A 19,841-nucleotide genomic window follows, 5' to 3' on the forward strand; every position below is an offset into this window, starting at 1 on the left:
CCATTCTAATTGAGCATATCCTATCCTGAACATACAAAAATTGAAACTTATCTATAACATTTACATCTTGGATAACATATTAATTAAACGTTTCGTCATCTTCAGCATCATCTTCAGCGTCGAAAAGTTCTTCTTCGTCGATAGCTGATTCAGCAGCAATGGCCGCGGCTACGCTTTTAGCTTTAAGGTGTTTCTCAGTTTTACGCTTGTTACGATCAGCTTGCTTAGCTAAAAAACCTTGCAGAGATTGCTCGCCCCATGCAATGGCTTCAGCTTCTGTGGCAAAACCATCTTGGCTTTTTGATACTATGGTTTTAGTCGCTGTCATACGACGAGTAATTTCAGTTTTCCACGTGTTTTCAATTTGAATAACACGTAAAGCATACTTTTTGCTATCGCTCATAATCTATTCTTTCCTAACTTAAGGTATCACAGGCTTAAACCCGTGAAATTTCAGCCGCGCAGTGTACTCGAAACGCACGAGTTTGGGCAGCTATTTAATGGCTGTTTTTTCAGCTTATTCAAAAAACTTATCCAGTGACAAGGAGAATATTGCCACTGGAAAAGCAATGATGAATAAAATATTGCTGCTACACCATTATTGTTTGACTAATTGGTTGGAGCCAACAATCATCATTTCGCATTTATGGCAGTCGAATACTAACTTCAATTTATCTTTGCCAACATCTAAAAACATCGGATCAGCTTTAATACCTTCAACTTCTTTCGGGCATAAATTAAAGCTGTAGCGGAGACAATGTTTGGTCACCATTAACGGTGCATCATGTAACACATTATTTTTTTCATAGGTGTCTTCAATTTGAATCACCCCATGTTGATGATAAAACGATTTGGCTTTTTCGTTGGCCACATTGGATAAAAAGCTCAATGCTTTTTGTGGAAAACGCGCCGTTTTATCATGCACCCAACGCTCAGGTCGTTGGTAACTGGCAACCCTTGCCGCCATTAATGCACTTACGGCATCGCGGCGTAACTCATTGACCACAGAGGCAGGTAAAAACCACATGGTTTGTGTCAGCAAATTAATCTTATTCAGCACAAAGTCGCTACTGCCAAGTTTACTAAGTTGTTTTTTCAAATTTTCAGCGGTTTTAGCCTGATCATTAGCAGGAGCTTTGTCGCACACTAAAGTGACGGTGGCACTAATATTATGCACATCGGTAATCGTTAGGCCTACGCCGTCATCAGTATCAAAGAATTGCATATCGACAGCAATTTTACGGCTAGCTGAATCTTTGTTGAGGATAGCTTCGAACTTATGATCAAAGTTTCGGAACATCATCACCCCAATTTTAAGATCTTTGGGCACTTCAGTTAAATATAAGGTGTTGCCCTCAGCGCGGTTGATGCGTACACCAGAGAGTTTATCGTCAGACAAACGCTGAGTTTCATAATGCTCAACAAAGAAACACAGACCATCACCATTGTTAAAGTGAATGTCTTTACCACTTTCACTGGTATCGATTTTAATAAAGTCTTTACCGACATGAGTAATTCGGCCCACTTTTTCACCAATAAACTTAGGCGAACTAAAATGCTCAATCGCCTCGGTCCGTTCATTAACAAAATAATCGGTTTTACCGCGGTTAAAGCTTTTATCAGGATCGGGAGTAAAATTAAATTCGCAACGACCATGAGAAATTGATTCTAGATCGGCACGCTTGGCAATAATCGCATCAAGCTGCTGGCGGTAATGTGCGGTAACATTCTTAAGGTAAGTAATGTCTTTTAAACGGCCTTCAATTTTAAACGAGCTAATACCCGCATCAATTAATGCCTCTAAATTATCCGTTTGATTATTATCTTTTAATGACAATAAGTGCTTATTTTCGGCTAAGACTTCGCCTTCGCGCGTGGTCAAATTACAGGGTAATCGACACATTTGTGAACATTCACCGCGATTAGCACTGCGATTAGAGTAAGCGTGGCTTAAATTACACAAACCACTGTAGCTGACGCACAGAGCGCCATGAATAAAGAACTCTAACTTCATTTTTGTGCTGGCTGCGATATCACGAATTTGGGGAATATTCAGCTCGCGGGCTAACACCACCTGAGAAAAACCAACTTGCTCAAAAAATACCGTTTTTTCTGGGCTGCGGTTATCGGTTTGGGTGCTGGCATGTAACGCAATAGGCGGAAGATCAAATTGTAACACCCCCATGTCTTGCACAATCAAGGCATCGACGCCCGCTTCATAAAGCTGCCAAATTAGCTTTTGGGCTTTATCAAGTTCGTCATCCATTAAAATAGTGTTTAAGGCCACAAACACCTGGGCATGATAACGATGAGCAAATTCTGCTAAGCGAGCAATGTCTTCAATACTGTTGCCAGCATTGTGACGGGCGCCAAACGCTGGGCCACCAATATAAACCGCATCAGCACCATGACGAATAGCTTCAATGCCATAATCGGCATTTTTAGCGGGGGCTAAGAGTTCTAACTGGCGCTTTACAGGAGCCTCTGGGGTGAACAATTCTACAGAAACCATAATGTTAACTAAATTTCGCATCAATTCGGATAAAAAAGTGCGCCAACATACTAATATTATCGCATTGACATAAGTATGTTGGCGCACTCGCATAGTGCTTGTATTTTAGCAAACTTTACCCAAAGTTCTAAGTAAATTCGTTGCTAATAACCGCGATAAGCTGTGCAGCATTACGCTTATAAAAACAACTCTTGGATGTTCTTAAAGTCAGCTTTGCCTTCAGCAATTTCTTGTGGGTTTAAACCAGACACTTCATGTGGGAACACTAACCAATCTTCAGATGAATGAATAAAATATTCTGGTTTTAGGTCCACTTTGGTATTTTTCGGTTTGTAGTAAGGGCAGGCAATACGGATATCCGTTGGCATGTTCAAGCGCATAAACTTTCTTAACTTACCAATAAGCGCATCAATGCTGCGCCCTGAGTCAAAGACGTCATCAACAATCAACAAACCATCACTGGCGTTAGCGTTTTCAATAATATAATGCAGACCATGTACTTTAATATTTTTATCTTGCTTATCGGTTCCAATGCCATAATAAGAAGAGGTTCTCACCGCGATGTGGTCAGTTTCAACTTTCTTAAAATCGAAATATTCTTGTACTGCAATACCGATTGGAGCACCACCGCGCCAAATACCCACAATAAACTGTGGTCGAAAGCCACTGTCATACACTTGTGCAGCGAGTCTAAATGAATCTTCCAGTAGTTGTTGCGCACTAATAAAGTGTTTATCTGTCATTGGTTAAGCCCCCGATTATTTTATTGCGGGGAATTTTATACCAAATAAAGCTTTCTTGCCTGTAAGAATAGTAATTAATTGATCAAGGTAAATAAAAAATTTAACCGCTTCATGAAATCGCAATCCCCTGTAATCAGCCAGCTGATGCTGTCCATCCTCGCTTGATTGAATAATTTGCTCGGCGCCAGATTACCAAGCCCTTAAGCATTACATTCAGGTCGAGGTCCAGATCGCCAAATAAAGCTGCATATGCAGGCTCAAATCGACATCTCTGCGAGTATAAATCTACTTGTGATTAACAACGGCTATGGCATAGTGTGGTTTCATGATAAGTAGAATTTATCGCCAATTCAGGATGAATACACCACCATGTTACTCAATAAAACCTTACACTCGGCCCATGCTCCTGAATGGGACGATACAAATAAAAGCAATCAAATCAATGCAAATAAAAGTGATAATCCGCTTATTTGGCCTGTGCTGAGTTTATTGCAGTCAACTAATCAAAGTTGGAAAGTGCATCATTTAGCCAGCGAGTTGCAAGCCAAAGGGCTAATGCACAACCTTGATCCTTTACCGGAAAAAGATCTTTTTAAACGTAACTTTTTATTGATGAATGCCTTGTATGAATTACAAGATATATTAATGCCCAAACAGTGGTTACAAGTTAAGGCAATGGAAATCCAAATATTTAGGATTATTCCGGCCAGTGCAGATGTCCAACATATTCGCGATGGTGCATTACGCGATTACTATCTCGACTGGGCTAATTACGATGCCAGCGTTAACGTAGTGCGAGAAATGCTCGAGTCGTTCTGGTCAACTTATAAAGAGTATATTGGCGTTAATATCAAGTTAATGCATGTGGGCCAAGCCTTAAAAGTGTTTGAACTGGATGAAACTGCTACCGATAGAGACATCCGTAAACAATGGCGTAAGCTGGCGCTTAAATGGCATCCAGACCGCGATCAAGGCAATGCTGAACGTTTCCGTGAAGTGTGCGAAGCATGGCAAACTCTAAAAGAGTCGCTCTAATCTGCAAACATAATTACCAGCTAATGGCTTAACTGCACCTTTGTATAAACCATTAGCATAACTACAACGTCGACAGTATTTGTCCCTATCATTCATAGTATCTGTCCCTATCACTCATAGTACTGTGTATAACGAGTCCACATTAACATGTTGAGCGGCGCATTGACTGTTAATCGCCAACGCTTACAGCACTCAATAACATCAACAGAGCGGAATGATCACGGCAGCAGAAACACATCTTTTATTGGCACTTCATCACATCATCTCGCCACATGATTCAATTGGCTCACTTCAATATCCGCAGTTAACCTCATAAAGCACGCATCGGTCACGAAATTAGCGCCTTTTTAAGTGATGATTTAAGTCATAATTCAGCTTAAAAACTTACCCTATTTAACTAAAGCAGATAAGTCTATTGCTCGCGATGACTTGCCATCCACATTGATTTGAGGTTTACATGATTAAATATTTTGCCATTACACTGATGCTAATAACAGCCTCATTTAGCACACTCGCCACACCGTTTATTGCCGGTAAACATTACACTCAAATATCGAATAACATGGTGACAAGTTCACCTAAAATTACTGAGTTTTTTTCATTTTACTGCCATAACTGCTTCAACATGGAAACTCAGTATCTTCCTGAAATTAAAGCGGGATTAGATAAACAGATCAGCTTTGACACTAAGCATGTAGACTTTATGAACAGTGACTTAGGCACTGAAGTAATGCGTTCACTGGCTGTTATTCATCAGGTTGGTCAAGCAGACAAACTTAACCATGCAATGTTTAGCGCTATTCAAGGCGATGCAGGTGCTAATGGCCATGATCACAATGCTCAAGGTCACCAGCATCAATCACAAATCAATAGCCGTGAAGACATTCGAAAAGTCTTCAGCCAATTTGGCATCGATGCCGCAACCTATGACAACATCGCCGACAGCAGTAATACCGAGAAACAATTAGCCTTGTGGCGCCAGCAACAAGCACTATATAAAGTGAATAGCGTCCCCACCTTTATCGTTAATGATAAATACGCCATTAATATGAATGAGATGAATAGCTTAGACCAACTAATTGAATTAATGAATTTTTTAGCTCTATCGAAATAAAAACTTACTGCGAATCCTTAGTCGAAATACAGATTAGACCTAACACTTGCAATAAAAATGGCTATCAATTGATAGCCATTTTATTTACTCACTAAACTCACAGTGCCAAACTCAGACTGAAAACCTAATCAAAAAAGTCACGTAAATGCAGTAGTCCAAGTAATGCATGCAGCAGTAATACCGCCACAAAGCAGTCGGCAAACAAACTGTGATAATAACGTAAACTCAGGGCGTACTCACCACCTTGGGTCAACCACCAGCCAACACCTGTCACAGACACCAACAACAATAATAATAAACCTATGCCAGCAATCACGCTCAATAAGCCTTTGCCACCAGAATGAGGCAACTGGCCTTGAGCCAAACCGCTTATGTCTTGCCAGCACTGACGCCATTCGCCAACAAGCCAAGGAAAAAACTGCCGCCATTGACCCTGACGACAAACATGAAAGCTCAGCGCCACCGCTAATAAAGCACAACACAGGCCGCCATAAACATGCCAGTGATTCCACCCGCTGCTATTAGGGGCTAAACGACGCCCGATTAATATCCAAGGACTAGTAGCAATAAGTAATACGCTTAATCCGCCGGTTATCACATGCAGTTTAGTCGCGATGGAATCGAATAATTGCGATAGCCTTGTCGCTCGCTTCATCCATTATTCCTTAATGATCTGCTGCGCGAATTGATCCACTTTTTGCCAATCAGTAAATTCTACCTTAGTGTTGGGGTCGGTAGGACCTTTGGTTAGCCACATTATAAAGCGAATAATATTTCGATCTAATGCGTTGTAACCTTGGTAATCTAAATTACCACCAAATACCTGCAGCAACTTAGGTTGCCATGCACTTTGACTTAAAAACTGTTGCATATAATTGTTGGTTTGCGGCGTATTTTTGTGGGGTTTACGCGCCACTAAACTCACTGAAAAAAAACCACTGGGTTTACTTTCTAATTGCGCTCGATGGGTTTCAATAAATTGGTACAACGCCGGACGATGTTTGCCATGACGAATACTGGCACCAATATACACTTTATCAAACAAGGCTAAATCGGGAGCGTCGTCCAAAGGGGCTACCGTCACCTGCTGATCTTGGCTAGCGAGTTGACGTTGTAAATACTCACATATTTGTTGAGTGTAACCATGCACACTAGAATGGATCAGTAAAATCTGACTCATGCTGACCTCTTATAGAAATCATTTAAAGTAATACAGTATCTTAGACCACCGATGACAGAATTTACATGAAACAGATCACGTCATCATGATAAGCAATTCACCTAATATGCACTGCCTCAATGCAATGTGAAGTACTTCGCAAAAAATCATCGACAAAAAAAACCCAAATAACCAAGCTTGTGTCAGATTTATCATGGCAAATGAATCATGGACTGATAACCCCAAATTACAGGCAAAATACAGTTCACTTAGAAAACTATTTTATGTCACTATAGATGGATAAACTTAGGGATAAGAGTTTCAACCATGTCAGACACATCACTTACACATGCTGCCCCCATTTCGATCGAACGAACAAACCCACAACACCTCCTGCTGTGGATGACCTTTGTTATGTCGATGGTATTCGCAGTTTGGCAGGCATTACTCAATAATTTTGTGATTGAACGCGCCGCATTCACCGGCGCCGAAATTGGCTTATTGCAGAGCCTAAGAGAAATACCAGGATTTTTAGCCTTTACCGCAGTATTTGTATTACTGATGATCAAAGAACAAACCTTTGCCTTATCATCTTTGGCCTTGTTGTGTATTGGCGTGGGCATTACCGGCTGGTTTCCCGACGTGATTGGTCTGTATTTAACAACGGTATTGATGTCGATAGGTTTTCATTATTTTGAAACCATCAATCAATCGCTAACATTACAGTGGGTTGATAAAGCCGATGCCCCGGGATTTATGGGAAAAGCGTTAGCATGGCGATCCGCTGCGGCGCTCGTCGGTTACGGATCAATTTGGCTGATCATGAGTTGGCTTAAACTTGACTATATCTGGATGTACAGCATCATTGGTGGTTGTGGCTTGCTCATGGTGTTTATGATGGCGGTATACTTTCCACGTTTTGCCATTGGCTCCATTCAGCACAAGCATCTAATCATGCGAAAACGCTACTGGCTGTATTATTTACTGACGTTTTTTTCTGGTGCGCGCAGACAAATTTTTATGGTGTTCGCCGGCTTTATGATGGTTGAGAAATTTGGCTATTCGGTGTCTGAAATCACCGCCTTGTTTCTGATTAATTACCTAGTGAATTTATTGTTTGCCCCAAAGATTGGCCGCTTTATTGGTCGCATAGGGGAACGTAATGCGTTAATTATTGAATACCTTGGCTTAGTGCTTATTTTCAGCAGCTACGCTTATGTCAGCGATGCCAATATTGCTGCGGGTTTATATGTAATCGATCACCTGCTTTTCGCCATGGCAATTGCAATGAAAACCTATTTTCAAAAAATTGCCGATAAACAGGATATTGCCTCAACCATGTCGGTAAGCTTTACCATTAACCATATTGCCGCGGTGATTATTCCAGCGTTATTAGGTATATTGTGGTTAAGCTCGCCTAAAGCAGTATTCTTTATTGGTACTGGGTTTGCCCTATGCTCGCTCGCATTAGCATTCAATGTGCCGCGCCATCCGGTGCCGGGTAAAGAAGCCTTATGGTCTCCGTTGACGACAAAAAACTAAACGATTCAACATAAATGTCATACCCAAAAATACCTGGCGCAAACGCAAAGCACTGAGAGGATGAGTGATGGCTGATATTGATGTAACTGAGATACAAGATGACAACACTCAAGTGTCTGCGCGCAAAAAAACCTTATTGCTCGGACGCATTATCGGTTTAGCCAGTGAAGACGATTATCGTCCGTCTACCGCATCCGTTGCAGAACGGGCGCAATACCGTCAACGCAAACAACTTAGCCAACATCAAACTAATCTTGAGAGCATTTTTGCATTAGCACTTAACTATACGCCATCGGATGTGACTGGAGTGGAGTTAGATCCTGATTGGCGATATCAATTTTTTAAGATGGCAGAACAGATCCATAATCGAAAAATGCAAGATTTATGGGCCAGAATCTTAGCCAGCGAAATCATCAATCCAGGCAACTTTAGCCTTCGCACCTTGGCACTGTTAACACAGTTAACCTTTCGAGAAGCACAGATATTTGAAAAAGCCTTAGGCATGTCAGTTAAAATCAACACTGAGCCTAGGTTTAAATTACTTAGCAGTTATCGTATTAACGGCGGGATAAAACAATATTTTCGCAAGCACACTCAAACAAACTTTGGCCTGTCGCAATTTGGCTTACCTTATTCGAGTATTTTAACCCTAGTCGATGCGGGGATTTTGCATAAAAGCGAGTTTGAAACAGGGTTACTAAGCAGCAATGAAAACATTCAGTTAGCAATGTCTAATACTACCTTGACTATAAAGCCTAAAGATCAGCACTTATTATTTACCTATTATCGCTTTACCAGTGTAGGTGATGAGTTGTGCCAATTAATTCAGGCCAAAAATGACAATGACTTTATCGATGCGGTTAAAGTTATGTTAGCTAAGGATTTTATCGTTAGTAGTTAATATTTTTATAAAGGTGTGCATACTTAGCTTTATGTTCGCTAAATAAAAATTGGCGCAATATTTCACGCGACTCACCTTCTGCACTAATCTTTGCCGCCATCACCCCATTTTCAGTCCTGACAGGTTCAAACAACATATCTAGATGAACACCATTAGGTAAAATCAATTGGGTTAAACGGGGCATTTTAGTGTTAAGTTCTTGCGGCACCTTAATGGTCATACCCGAGCTAGACAGAGATAACACTTCAACGTATTTCTCGGTGTCATGATCAATCACCTTGATATTTTTAACATCATCCAGTCGCCAACTGCGTTCTCCGCCTCGCATATCAATCACTTCTGGGATCCCCAATTCTGGAGAAAATTGTCCAAGATCATCTATTGTTAAGGTCAATGGAAACCATAAGCGATAGTAGCTTATTTCAGCGAGCAAAGTGAGTTTGGCATTTCCCAAAATATGCGCAAGCACTTGGGGTACTTCAGTTGCGACACTTAACGAATGTTTCGATAAAGTATTGTCTGTGCAGTCATCTGCCGGTGAAAAAACATCACTGAAATAAGCAAGTTCCTCATTTGATAAAGTTGTCATAATCTAACCTTGTAGCACGCAATAAAACCCTTGTTATAGTAACACCTTAGTATGACAGCGAACAATCTTTAACCAAAAGCCACTTATTTAGTATATAAAAGATTGGCTTGCCGATGGTAAAAGCATAATCAATAGTCTAATGGTAACTGAATGAAAATAACCGCTGCAACAATAAAAAAGACGAACTGAGTTCGTCTTTTAAATGGATACGCATTAATGATTAACGATCGTGTTCAGCTTCGATTTGCATCGCTTTTTTAAATGATGCATGGCTCATTAATTGCTGATAATACTTTGCAATATTTGGATATTTTTCAAACTCGCCATTTTGGCCAACAAGCTCCGCAATAAACGACATCATAATATCTGCGCCGCTAAGACTGTTGCCAACTAAATATGACTTACCTTGCAAACGGTCATTAAAGTAACTGATAACTTTTGCGGTTTCAGCATCGGCATATCCACCGATAAAGCGAGTTTCAGCCCCATCCATTTTAACAAAGATCTTCAATAATAATGGCAATGCAGCAGAGCTTTCAGCAAAATGTATCCATTGTAAATAATCAATGTAATCTGCAGAACCGGGTGTCGGCATCAGCTTATCTGCACCGTAGGTTTGAATTAAATACTCAGTAATCGCACCAGACTCAGCAATAGTGTAACCGCTGGCCTCTAATACTGGAGATTTACCTAAAGGATGAACTGCTTTTAACGACTCTGGCGCTAAAAATGTGCTTGCATCACGCTGATAAGCAACCAGCTCATAGTCCACGCCCAATTCTTCTAACAACCAAATTATACGTTTTGAGCGTGATTTATTTAAGTGATGTAATTTAATCATTAAGCCGTCCTTGTAATGTTGGTGATGAAAAGTAAACCTAATGAACAACTCACTGGGTTTACTTTTATCAATCTACTTATTTGTAATGTCGAGTTAAGGTTAAGTATAACAACTCAACCAAGCAGCTGATTAGCTTAATAACGCTAACATTTTTTCAGCCACTAACTCTGATGATGCAGGGTTTTGACCTGTGACTAACTTACCATCAACCACGGCATATGGGTGCCAATCGTCACCCTTAGAGTAGGTTGCACCATTTTCCTGCAGCATGTCTTCAACTAAAAATGGCACTACGTTGGTTAACTGTACCGCTTCTTCTTCGCCATTAGTAAAACCGGTAACATTTTTACCGGCAACAAGTGGCGTTCCGTCTGGCTTTTTAGGGTATTTAAGCGCTGCAGGAGCATGACATACCAAACCTAAAAGCTTTTCTGTTTTGTAGCATTGCTCAATTAACGCAATAGAATCTTTGTCGTTCGCTAAATCCCATAATGGACCATGGCCACCAGGATAAAATACTGCGTCATATTCTGCTACGTCAATTGATGCCAATGTATGAGTATTGGCTAACAATGCCTGAGCTTTTTCGTCAGTAGCGAAACGACGAGTTGAATCGGTTTGAAAATCTGCTTGATCACTTTTTGGGTCTAATGGTGGCTTGCCACCCTTAGGTGAAGTCAGTACCACTTCAACACCCTTATCTGTAAATGCGTAATAAGGCGCAGCGAGTTCTTCTAACCAAAAACCGGTTTTCTCACCTGTGTCGCCTAGTGTGTCGTGAGAGGTCAATACCATTAATACTTTCATTGTTATTCCTTAAATAGTGTAAATTTATTCGTAATCACTCAGATTACAGAGGATTGTTTACTTTAATGACAATCTTGCCGAAATTTTCGCCTTTTAGAAGCCCAATAAAGGCTGAGGCCATATTTTCAAGACCCTCGACAATTTGTTCACGATACTGAATCTTGCCTTGTGCCAACCATTGGCCCATATCTTGGGCAAATTCTGGGTAGCGATCGCCATAATCGTCAAAAATAATAAAACCTTGCATCTTAATGCGCTTAACCAGCAAAGTGCCCATTAATAATGACAAACGATCGGGACCATCAGGTAACGACGTCGCGTTATACTGAGAAATTAAGCCACAGACTGGCACCCTAGCACTGGTATTGAGTAACGGCATCACAGCATCAAATACTTTGCCGCCAACATTTTCAAAATACACATCTATGCCATCATGGCAATGTGTTGCCAGTTGCTGTGCAAAGTCAGGCGCTTTATGGTCAATACACTCGTCAAAACCGAGTACTTCTTTGGCATGGCGACATTTTTCAGCGCCACCAGCAATACCCACCACGCGGCAACCTTTTAATTTAGCAATTTGACCAACTGTTGCACCAACAGGACCAGTGGCCGCGGCAACCACAACAGTTTCACCCGCTTTGGGTGCACCAATGTCTAATAACCCCATGTACGCAGTAAAACCGGGCATCCCCATAATGCCTAGAGCATAAGAAGGATGAGTAGGATTGTCACCTAATGTCATTAAGCCTTCGCCGTTAGACACGAAGTAATCTTGCCAACCACCAAATGATAATACCCACTCACCCACTTTATAATCAGGATGATTAGACACTTCCACTTGTGATACCGCGGCGCCAACCATGACATCATCAATAGCAACCGGCTCGGCATACGATTTGGCATCATTCATACGGCCACGCATGTAAGGATCGAGTGATAAATACACCGCACGCAATAAGACTTCACCTTCGCCAGGCACTGGTTTGTTAACGGTTTCTAAACGGAAATTATGAGCAACTGGCTCACCTTGAGGGCGACTGGCAAGAACAATACGACGGTTTTGAGTGTTCATCTTGTATCCTTTAAATGACATAGGCACCATCAGATGGTGCACGAGAAGACAATATGACCTAAGTGATTAGCAAATGTTAAAAGCTATTCATACCTGTAATACATATCAGCTAAACACTGATACCATATACAACCAAGGTCGACTAATACGTTTCTTTTACTTAAATTGATCAGCCTAAATACCACCAACCATTTTGCGAGCTAAGCACTGATATGAATAAAAACAAACCCATGCTACTTGAGAATCAGTTCTGTTTTGCTGTCTATTCGACGTCATTGGCAATCGTGCAGCTCTATAAACCTTTACTTGACTCTATTGGGCTCACCTACACTCAATATTTAGTGATGCTAGTGCTTTGGGAGCAAGATGGTTTAAGTTTAAAAACTTTAGCCAGCAAACTCGGGCAACAATCGGGTGCATTAACTCCAGTCATCAAACGCCTTGAAACCGACGGACTGCTTAAGCGTATTCGCGAGCCTAAAGACGAGCGAGTGCTATGCATGCAATTAACCGAAAAAGGTTATCTTCTCCAACCTCGGGCCCAGCAGATCCACGAATGTATTGTTGAGCAATGCGGTATCGACCTTGCTGAACTGAGCGATCTAAAACAACGGCTGGATCAATTTAGACTAAAACTGTCTAAGCATATTGAGTTCTAACTGACTTAAGCACTCAAATTGACAGTAAATGTGCGTTGCTTGAGACATATGATAATCACGATAACTAATTGCGTGCAACTTAAATTAACAATTTTTAAGAACTATTGTTAATTGCGTGATGCCGCCGCATTGGCTGATGCGATTAAATCGGCTTAGCCATCATACTGAAATGATCAATAATCACATGCAATTAGGCTACATTAACACTATTACGGCCGATATTTTTTGACGAATATAACGCTTTATCTGCACGCTTAAACATATCGATAAAAGTGTTGTCTTGTGAGTCTAAGGTTGAAATACCTATGCTGATGGTAATACAAGGCGCTTGCTGTTGATCGTATTGTTGCTGAGCTTTTCGTAAACGCTCAGCCAGTTCATAAGCAGAATCAATATTAGTATTGGGTAATATAATGGCAAATTCTTCACCGCCAATTCGAGCCAATATATCCGACTCACGCGCATGTTCATTGCATATATCAGCCACCCGCTTAATCACCTCGTCGCCCACTAAGTGGCCGAAGGTATCATTAACATTCTTAAAAAAATCAATGTCGATAATCATAAATGACAGCGATTCACCATAGCGCATTGCCCGAGCAAACTCATGGTCACAGAATGTATTAAACGAACGACGATTATAAAGCCCTGTTAATGGATCGCTATTGGCGAGATGTTCCAGTTTGACACGTAGATTATATTCTTCGGTGATAACGGTAGAAATGCCAATTAACCCAATGAGCTGACCTCTTTTATCATATAGAGGCTGCTTAACTTCATGGTAAACATTGGTCTCGTTTTCACCCTCTACGACAAAATCACCAGATACTTTACGCTGAAGCGTTAACACCTTATGGTCATTATGTTGCAAAACATCCGCCACTTCAGGAGGCAAATAATCACTGTCTGACGTCCCTTTTAATTGTTCAAGGCTAACGCCAAAATAATCTAAAGTGAGTTGGTTACAATATACATAGCGGCAATCGGTATCTTTGACATAAATATAAGCGCCAACGTGATCGAGGATTTGTTCATAAGAATTGATAAGATGTTTTTGTGTTTTTTCTTGTCGATATTCTTTCAAATTAGCAAACAGCAATAAAGCGATCAAAGCCAATAAGATAAAAACTAATAACGCGAGAGTATCAATCGACATGAGCATTCCTTAGCTACAATCAACATCCGTATGAATTCATTATTGACGCCTTGAAGTGGAAGAACCTTCTACAGGTTTATAGTGAAGAGTACTGTATAAACACAATTGGCTATTATGCGAACACTCGCGCTAAAAATCAAATAGATTATCCCCTTGTTGAATAACTAATTGATTTTTAATTATTAAAAAAATAAAACTGCGGCATTGTGGCTATTTGAACCATCATTGTGCCGCAACAAGTTAGCACTAGCGTTTATATATAACCCCGGCCTACATCACAAAAGGCAGATTAATTCCTTGGGCAGCATGGGCATGGCTGACAACCTTGCGGCCTAATACATGGGCCGTATCATAACCTCTTTAAGTTCATCATTGTCCATTTGCTTTTAGTGTCGGCGGCATCTGCGTGTATTGACAGCGATAACACTAAATCTCAGCGCTGCAAGGTGATGATGGTTCATTGTAGTTCTGTTATTATTTTTAAATTTCTACACGGCTAAAAATGCTGATATGTTACAAGTCATCACAGCCTCGGGGGTTGGATTGAAAGCTTAGCTTACTAATAATAAAAAAAGAGACATAATCCAATGAGAATTGCAATTTATGGCGCGGGTTCTACTGGCTGCTATTTAGCCGGCCAGCTGTGTTTGTCTGGTTTTGATGTTAGCCTCATTTGCAGGCCGACGATGAAAAAAAACATTATCGCCAATAACGGTATTACCTTAAGTGACTACCAAGGCTTTTTACAAACCGTCATGCCACCAGCCATTATCACTGATATCGATCAGGCGCCAATTGACATACCATTTGATGTAATTTTCGTCACCTTAAAGTGCCACCAGGTTAGCAGTATCGCCAAGTCATTAATCGCGATAACGCACAGCGACAGCAGTATTATTTTTATGCAAAATGGCCTCGGCAGCTTCGACAGCATTAACCAGTCTCTAAGCCACTGTAATCTGCTCCAGGGCATCACCCCCTTTAATGTGTTACAACAGCCCAATAGCCGTTTTCATAAAGGTACCGAAGGCGTGTTTACCTTACAAACAAACCATCACACACAGGCAATTCAGGCAGCAATGATTAAACAGGGTTTTGGCTGCGACTTGCATCAAAATATGCTGCCAATAATTTATGGCAAGCTATTGTTAAACCTTAACAATGCATTAAATGCTCTTAGCGACTTACCCATCAAACAGCAACTCAGCCATTATGCTAGCCGTCGGCAACTGGCTCGTGCAATGACAGAATGGTTAAACGTCTGCGAAGCCGCAGACATCGAACTGCATCAATACACTAAGGTTAAACCTCAATGGTTACCGCTAATATTATCGCTACCCAATATGTTATTTACATTATTAGCTAAACAGATGCTCGATATCGATCCCAAAGCTCGTTCTTCTATGTGGCAAGACATCAAGGCGAAACGACAAACCGAAGTCGACTTTATTAATGGTGCTGTAGTTAAAATTGGCAAAAAATATGGCGTAAAAACACCGGTGAATCAATCGATAGTAGAACAAATAAAGCAGTTAGAACAAAGGGATTAACTCAATACATAGGTGATATAGTTGTCGAGGTAACGATTGTTTTGCGGTACAATTTAATAACAAAAATACAACTGACGTAATCGCACAATATAATAAAATGTGCACAAATAAAGACGAACTCTGATAGGCCTTTTGACTGAGCTTAGCTCTGGATGAAAGTGATCATGGAGTGACTTATATTTGGCCAACATTAACGTGATTAACGCATTGGAAAACAAACATGAGCAACAGCACTTTCTTTTTTGGTGATTGGCAAATTAATCCGCAGAGTAACAGTGTTCAATCGGGTGACACAATCCGCACCCTTGAACCTAAAGCCATGGATGTATTACGCCTGCTATGCCAACACCAAGGAGAGGTACTCACCCCAGACGATATTATTCGTCAATGTTGGGGTGACATTGCCATTGGCGATAATCCACTGCATAAAGTGATTACCCAACTGCGTAAAGCATTAGGCGATCAAGCATCTAATCCGCAGTACATAGAAACCATTCGTAAACGGGGTTATCGCACCATCGCCAGTGTTGAATTTCCTGTTGGTCACCATGCTAAAGTCACCCCCGCACAATGGCAAGGCGCCTCGCCTTTTCCGGGCTTACGTGCATTTGAAACCAACGACTCCAGCGTATTTTTTGGCCGAAGTGAGCAAGTTGACACCTTATTAAATCGCATCACTAAACAAGTTGAATTCGGCCGAGCCTTCTGCTTAATCCTCGGCCCCAGCGGTACAGGTAAATCATCGCTCATTAATGCCGGTATCATGCCTAATTTGATGTCCAAAAATGGCTTTAACGGGGTTGGCGTCATTGATAATGCCAACCTAGATTTAGCCGATGTCACTAAAGACCGTTTAATTATCGATATCGCCAGTGCCATGCTCGACTGGGAAATCAATGACCAAGCGGTGTTTACCGATTGCAGTGCCGAAATGCTGGCAAAAAAATTGCAAAACGACATCAATGCCGTTATTGAATATTGTCAGCTAGCTTTAGCTAATCATTCATCCATCAATGATGACAATACCCCAACATACAGTCGGCCCCATTTTTCATTGTTTATCGACCGTTTAGAAATCTTATTAGCGTCGCCATTATTTACCGAATCCGAACGTAACAATGTATTAGATATCCTCGAAAATCTTGCGGTTTCAGGGATAATATTAATTATCAGTGCTTGCCGCAATGACTTTTATCCTCAGGTAGTAAGCCACCCTAGCCTAATGGCAGGCAAAGCCAATGGCTCACATTTCGATTTATCGGCGCCAACTCGAGCAGAGCTGATGCAAATGATCCGTTTGCCGGCCAATGCAGCTAACCTTACCTGGACACTCGATCCCGATACCGCAATGCCGCTGGACGAAATACTTTGCAGTGACGCCGCCTCAAACCCTGATGCTTTGCCCATGTTGCAATACACCTTGCAATCACTGTATTTGAACAAAGATGATGACAACCAATTATTGGTGTCGGTTTACCATTCGCTAGGGGGGATTGAAGGCGCCATCGGTAAAAATGCTGAAGAAGTGCTAGGCCAATTAAGTAACAGCGAACGCGCTGCACTGCCGAAAATACTGTCGATGTTAGTCACCCTCACCGAAGACGAAAAATCAATCACCAGCAACACTGCCCGCTGGAGCGATCTCAGTAGTGATGCTGAGATAAACCTCGTCAAAGCCATGGTTGATAACCGCTTGTTTGTCTCGCATCTGCAACACGATCAAGCCTGCTTTAGTATTGCCCACGAAGCGCTATTAAGGCGCTGGCCCCGTGCGACAAAATGGATAACCGAACACAGCGACAGTTTAGCCATTAAAAGCCGTTTACAGCATCAATCTAACCGCTGGTTGGCCGAGTCAAAGAGTAATGCTTATTTACTGGCAGAAGGCAAACCATTAGTAGAAGCAAGCACATTGCTCGATAACCAATTGTTTAGTTTAGAGCCTCAAGAACTGGCACTAATTCAAGCCTCAACCAAACAAGCCAATATCGGCCGCTGGCGCCGCCGTGCAGTCATGCTAGCCCTTGTGGCACTGACACTCATTTCGGTCGCCATGAGTATTCGCAGCATTGAGGCCGAAACCCAGGCACAACAAAAACGCCTTGCGGCAGAAAACTTACTCGGTTTTATGGTCGGTGAGTTCGCCGACAAAATGCGCGGCATTGGCCGCATGGACTTGCTCGATGGGATCAGTAACAAAGCACTGGAATATTTCAGCGATTTTTCGGCCGACGATGCCAGCTATTTAAGCTTTGAAGCGCGCTTTCAACACGGCCAAACCTTAGAAGCCATGGGCGAAGTGGCTTATTCTCGCGGCAATATCGACGAGGCCCACAGCGCCTTAATCGCCGCCCGTGAGCGCATGCTGCCGTTACTCGAAATGCAACCGCAACACCTCAGTTTACTCAAAACCTTAGGCGCCAATGCTTTTTGGCTCGGCCAGCTTGAATACGATAAAAGTGATTGGCTTGCCACTCAACCATGGTTCGAACAGTATTTAACATACAGCCAAGCCATGTATCAATACGCGCCAAACGATAACGATGCCATTATGGAGTTGTCCTATGCCCACAACACTCTTGGCTCGATATACATGAAGCAGCAAAACTTTACCGATGCCCGTGGGGCATTTGAGCAATCGTTGCTACTCAAGTTACAACTATGGCAACAAGATAACACCGAAAGCCAATTAATTGCCGATATTGCCAATGCGCGTTCGTGGCTTGCTAGCGCAGCCACCGCCCAAGGCGACATTACCGCGGCGATACAAATACACCAACAAATTCAACAGCAGCTGTCAAATCAAGCATTAGAAAAACAACCTTATTTACTTGAACGACTATCCAGTAGCTACCAACAACTGGCCATTTTGTTAAGTTATCGAAGTCATAACTCACAAGCCTTTGAAAAAGCAAAACTTGGTCTCATTGCTATTACCAATGCCCTAAAACAAGACCCTGAAAATGAAGTTTGGAAAATACTGCAATATCATGATTATCTGAATATGTTGGCTTTTAGTCTTGAACCAATTGAACACACTATGAGCTACAGTGTTGACTCATTAGCATCCATATTTGCTGAAGATTTGTACTTACAAACCTCCAACAAAAAAAATGAGTTATGGGCAAAATATCAAATGGCCGCAGCGAATTATTTAGCGTCACAAGGACTGCTTTCAGAAAGCCTTGTTTATGCGCGTCTAGCAATATCCTCTTTTAGCGAATTAACCACTGAGTTTAACCAAAGTTCACTTTATGTGGCGAATTTAACCCAAAGCAATATGTTAGCCGCGTCATTACTGGCTTCCATAGGCCAGCCACAACAAGTTATCACCTTGTGTCGGCAATCTAAAAATCTGTTAGCAACTATTGTTGAAAAAAATAACGACCCACAATTTACAATTCCTTATGCTAAGGCTTTAGACTGTCTCAGTGAACTTGCGCAACACCCTGATTTAGTTCAACGGCTAGAAAGTTCGGCAATAACCGATTATAGATTTACCCTGTATCTTAACCCTTAACCCTTAACCCTTAACAAAAAATATGGAGAATATAATGTCAAACACTCAAGGCCAAGCAACTTTTTTTAATCTCACCATCACCCTAGGTGATAAAGATGTACCAGTATTTACTTATACTAACATTGACGGCTCCCCTGTGTGTGGCAATGTGGTCATTAACCAATACAGCACCATCTCTTACCAGCTAATTGATAAAACCGGTAAAGGGCTAAAATTTGTTGGTGCGGCGTTTACTACCCCATTTGACGGCATCATCGATGCGATTACCATCAGCAGCGATGGCACATTGATTCAATTAACCGATTTAGATAAAACACCAGGCAATACCGGCTTTCAGTTTGTATTATCAAACAGCTGCAATACCTTGCAGGTACTCAGTCCCGATCCTGAAATCGTCAATCACCCAAACTAAACATTAAATACATCTAATATTAAAGCTCAGGGCTATCCCTGAGCTTTAATATTGTTCAGCCTGATAAACTAACCAATAGCATAACGATTGCTAAAATGGCTGGTATTTATCCAGTTGCGATATCAACAGTGGCCGCATAATGAAAGGTCATAAATGACTTTTCACTTTATGATCTGAGTTGTTGTGTTCGATATGTTATCCAGTAATAAAACCCTACTTGGGCTTTCCT

At 41.4% G+C, this 19,841-nt stretch carries 18 protein-coding genes; 8 read left to right on the forward strand and 10 right to left on the reverse strand.

Annotated elements, in window-relative coordinates:
- Positions 1 to 79 precede the first annotated feature (79 nt).
- The 3 genes from H5123_RS07110 to H5123_RS07120 form a co-directional block, all read right to left on the reverse strand.
- The gene (locus tag H5123_RS07110; RefSeq protein ID WP_182697498.1) at positions 80 to 403 is read right to left on the reverse strand and encodes a DUF3622 domain-containing protein; all 324 of its coding nucleotides are present in this window, start codon (positions 401 to 403) and stop codon (positions 80 to 82) included.
- Positions 404 to 598: 195 nt separating this feature from the next.
- Positions 599 to 2,512, reverse strand: a complete 1,914-nt coding sequence (locus tag H5123_RS07115; protein ID WP_124015554.1) for a U32 family peptidase — start codon at positions 2,510 to 2,512, stop codon at positions 599 to 601.
- 176 nt (positions 2,513 to 2,688) lie between these two features.
- Positions 2,689 to 3,255: a phosphoribosyltransferase gene (locus H5123_RS07120; protein ID WP_101085918.1), complete on the reverse strand. Its 567-nt coding sequence runs from the start codon at positions 3,253 to 3,255 to the stop codon at positions 2,689 to 2,691.
- A 369-nt stretch (positions 3,256 to 3,624) separates the two neighbouring features.
- On the opposite strand from H5123_RS07120, the gene H5123_RS07125 reads away from it, so the two are divergent.
- Positions 3,625 to 4,290, forward strand: coding sequence for a DNA-J related domain-containing protein (locus tag H5123_RS07125; RefSeq protein ID WP_124015553.1), 666 nt, complete (start codon positions 3,625 to 3,627; stop codon positions 4,288 to 4,290).
- A gap of 457 nt (positions 4,291 to 4,747) precedes the next feature.
- A complete protein-coding gene (locus H5123_RS07130) occupies positions 4,748 to 5,404 on the forward strand; it encodes a thiol:disulfide interchange protein DsbA/DsbL (RefSeq protein WP_182697499.1) in 657 nt (218 codons plus the stop codon).
- A 124-nt stretch (positions 5,405 to 5,528) separates the two neighbouring features.
- Here the strand turns inward: H5123_RS07130 and H5123_RS07135 are convergent, their stop codons facing one another.
- Together H5123_RS07135 and hemG are read right to left on the reverse strand one after the other, a co-directional pair.
- On the reverse strand, positions 5,529 to 6,059 hold the full coding sequence (locus H5123_RS07135; protein ID WP_124015551.1) for a cytochrome b/b6 domain-containing protein: 531 nt from the start codon (positions 6,057 to 6,059) through the stop codon (positions 5,529 to 5,531).
- 3 nt (positions 6,060 to 6,062) lie between these two features.
- Positions 6,063 to 6,584 (reverse strand): menaquinone-dependent protoporphyrinogen IX dehydrogenase, encoded by a 522-nt coding sequence (gene hemG, locus H5123_RS07140; protein ID WP_182697500.1) that lies wholly within the window; start codon positions 6,582 to 6,584, stop codon positions 6,063 to 6,065.
- Positions 6,585 to 6,890: 306 nt separating this feature from the next.
- On the opposite strand from hemG, the gene H5123_RS07145 reads away from it, so the two are divergent.
- Both H5123_RS07145 and H5123_RS07150 read left to right on the forward strand, forming a co-directional pair.
- Positions 6,891 to 8,105, forward strand: coding sequence for an MFS transporter (locus tag H5123_RS07145; RefSeq protein WP_182697501.1), 1,215 nt, complete (start codon positions 6,891 to 6,893; stop codon positions 8,103 to 8,105).
- 67 nt (positions 8,106 to 8,172) lie between these two features.
- On the forward strand, positions 8,173 to 9,006 hold the full coding sequence (locus H5123_RS07150) for a TIGR03899 family protein (RefSeq protein WP_182697502.1): 834 nt from the start codon (positions 8,173 to 8,175) through the stop codon (positions 9,004 to 9,006).
- Here the strand turns inward: H5123_RS07150 and H5123_RS07155 are convergent.
- The 4 genes from H5123_RS07155 to H5123_RS07170 all read right to left on the reverse strand — a co-directional run bounded on the left by H5123_RS07155 (position 8,996) and on the right by H5123_RS07170 (position 12,315).
- Positions 8,996 to 9,595, reverse strand: a complete 600-nt coding sequence (locus H5123_RS07155) for a hypothetical protein (protein WP_182697503.1) — start codon at positions 9,593 to 9,595, stop codon at positions 8,996 to 8,998. The two genes, H5123_RS07150 and H5123_RS07155, sit on opposite strands and share 11 nt — an antisense overlap.
- A 220-nt stretch (positions 9,596 to 9,815) precedes the next feature.
- Positions 9,816 to 10,436, reverse strand: a complete 621-nt coding sequence (locus H5123_RS07160) for a glutathione S-transferase family protein (RefSeq protein WP_182697504.1) — start codon at positions 10,434 to 10,436, stop codon at positions 9,816 to 9,818.
- Positions 10,437 to 10,565: 129 nt separating this feature from the next.
- The gene (locus tag H5123_RS07165) at positions 10,566 to 11,243 is read right to left on the reverse strand and encodes a type 1 glutamine amidotransferase domain-containing protein (protein ID WP_207891308.1); all 678 of its coding nucleotides are present in this window, start codon (positions 11,241 to 11,243) and stop codon (positions 10,566 to 10,568) included.
- A 43-nt stretch (positions 11,244 to 11,286) separates the two neighbouring features.
- Complete coding sequence (locus tag H5123_RS07170; protein ID WP_182697505.1) at positions 11,287 to 12,315, reverse strand: NADP-dependent oxidoreductase; 1,029 nt, start codon at positions 12,313 to 12,315, stop codon at positions 11,287 to 11,289.
- Between the two features lie 212 nt (positions 12,316 to 12,527).
- Between H5123_RS07170 and H5123_RS07175 the strand changes: the two genes are divergently transcribed.
- Entirely contained in the window at positions 12,528 to 12,974 is a 447-nt protein-coding gene (locus H5123_RS07175; protein ID WP_124015543.1) for a MarR family winged helix-turn-helix transcriptional regulator, read from the forward strand.
- Positions 12,975 to 13,164: 190 nt separating this feature from the next.
- Here H5123_RS07175 and H5123_RS07180 read toward each other — a convergent pair whose 3' ends face one another.
- Positions 13,165 to 14,130, reverse strand: a complete 966-nt coding sequence (locus H5123_RS07180; protein WP_182697506.1) for a GGDEF domain-containing protein — start codon at positions 14,128 to 14,130, stop codon at positions 13,165 to 13,167.
- A gap of 587 nt (positions 14,131 to 14,717) precedes the next feature.
- Here H5123_RS07180 and H5123_RS07185 point away from each other — a divergent pair.
- From H5123_RS07185 to H5123_RS07195, 3 genes are all read left to right on the forward strand, one after another.
- A complete protein-coding gene (locus tag H5123_RS07185) occupies positions 14,718 to 15,680 on the forward strand; it encodes a 2-dehydropantoate 2-reductase (protein ID WP_182697507.1) in 963 nt (320 codons plus the stop codon).
- A 220-nt stretch (positions 15,681 to 15,900) separates the two neighbouring features.
- Positions 15,901 to 19,200 (forward strand): winged helix-turn-helix domain-containing protein, encoded by a 3,300-nt coding sequence (locus H5123_RS07190; RefSeq protein WP_182697508.1) that lies wholly within the window; start codon positions 15,901 to 15,903, stop codon positions 19,198 to 19,200.
- A gap of 34 nt (positions 19,201 to 19,234) precedes the next feature.
- The gene (locus H5123_RS07195) at positions 19,235 to 19,612 is read left to right on the forward strand and encodes a DP-EP family protein (RefSeq protein WP_182697509.1); all 378 of its coding nucleotides are present in this window, start codon (positions 19,235 to 19,237) and stop codon (positions 19,610 to 19,612) included.
- Positions 19,613 to 19,841: the final 229 nt, after the last annotated feature.

The sequence above is a fragment of the Shewanella sp. SR43-4 genome, assembly GCF_014163845.1.
GTDB lineage: Bacteria > Pseudomonadota > Gammaproteobacteria > Enterobacterales > Shewanellaceae > Shewanella > Shewanella vesiculosa.

Coding starts and splice junctions, on each gene's coding strand:
- H5123_RS07180 (WP_182697506.1), bottom strand. CDS start 14,130: ATGTCGATTGATACTCTCGCGTTATTAGTTTTTATCTTATTGGCTTTG.
- H5123_RS07110 (WP_182697498.1), bottom strand. CDS start 403: ATGAGCGATAGCAAAAAGTATGCTTTACGTGTTATTCAAATTGAAAAC.
- H5123_RS07120 (WP_101085918.1), bottom strand. CDS start 3,255: ATGACAGATAAACACTTTATTAGTGCGCAACAACTACTGGAAGATTCA.
- H5123_RS07190 (WP_182697508.1), top strand. CDS start 15,901: ATGAGCAACAGCACTTTCTTTTTTGGTGATTGGCAAATTAATCCGCAG.
- H5123_RS07160 (WP_182697504.1), bottom strand. CDS start 10,436: ATGATTAAATTACATCACTTAAATAAATCACGCTCAAAACGTATAATT.
- H5123_RS07135 (WP_124015551.1), bottom strand. CDS start 6,059: ATGAAGCGAGCGACAAGGCTATCGCAATTATTCGATTCCATCGCGACT.
- H5123_RS07125 (WP_124015553.1), top strand. CDS start 3,625: ATGTTACTCAATAAAACCTTACACTCGGCCCATGCTCCTGAATGGGAC.
- H5123_RS07145 (WP_182697501.1), top strand. CDS start 6,891: ATGTCAGACACATCACTTACACATGCTGCCCCCATTTCGATCGAACGA.
- H5123_RS07170 (WP_182697505.1), bottom strand. CDS start 12,315: ATGAACACTCAAAACCGTCGTATTGTTCTTGCCAGTCGCCCTCAAGGT.
- hemG (WP_182697500.1), bottom strand. CDS start 6,584: ATGAGTCAGATTTTACTGATCCATTCTAGTGTGCATGGTTACACTCAA.
- H5123_RS07130 (WP_182697499.1), top strand. CDS start 4,748: ATGATTAAATATTTTGCCATTACACTGATGCTAATAACAGCCTCATTT.
- H5123_RS07185 (WP_182697507.1), top strand. CDS start 14,718: ATGAGAATTGCAATTTATGGCGCGGGTTCTACTGGCTGCTATTTAGCC.
- H5123_RS07165 (WP_207891308.1), bottom strand. CDS start 11,243: ATGAAAGTATTAATGGTATTGACCTCTCACGACACACTAGGCGACACA.
- H5123_RS07155 (WP_182697503.1), bottom strand. CDS start 9,595: ATGACAACTTTATCAAATGAGGAACTTGCTTATTTCAGTGATGTTTTT.
- H5123_RS07175 (WP_124015543.1), top strand. CDS start 12,528: ATGAATAAAAACAAACCCATGCTACTTGAGAATCAGTTCTGTTTTGCT.
- H5123_RS07150 (WP_182697502.1), top strand. CDS start 8,173: ATGGCTGATATTGATGTAACTGAGATACAAGATGACAACACTCAAGTG.
- H5123_RS07195 (WP_182697509.1), top strand. CDS start 19,235: ATGTCAAACACTCAAGGCCAAGCAACTTTTTTTAATCTCACCATCACC.
- H5123_RS07115 (WP_124015554.1), bottom strand. CDS start 2,512: ATGGTTTCTGTAGAATTGTTCACCCCAGAGGCTCCTGTAAAGCGCCAG.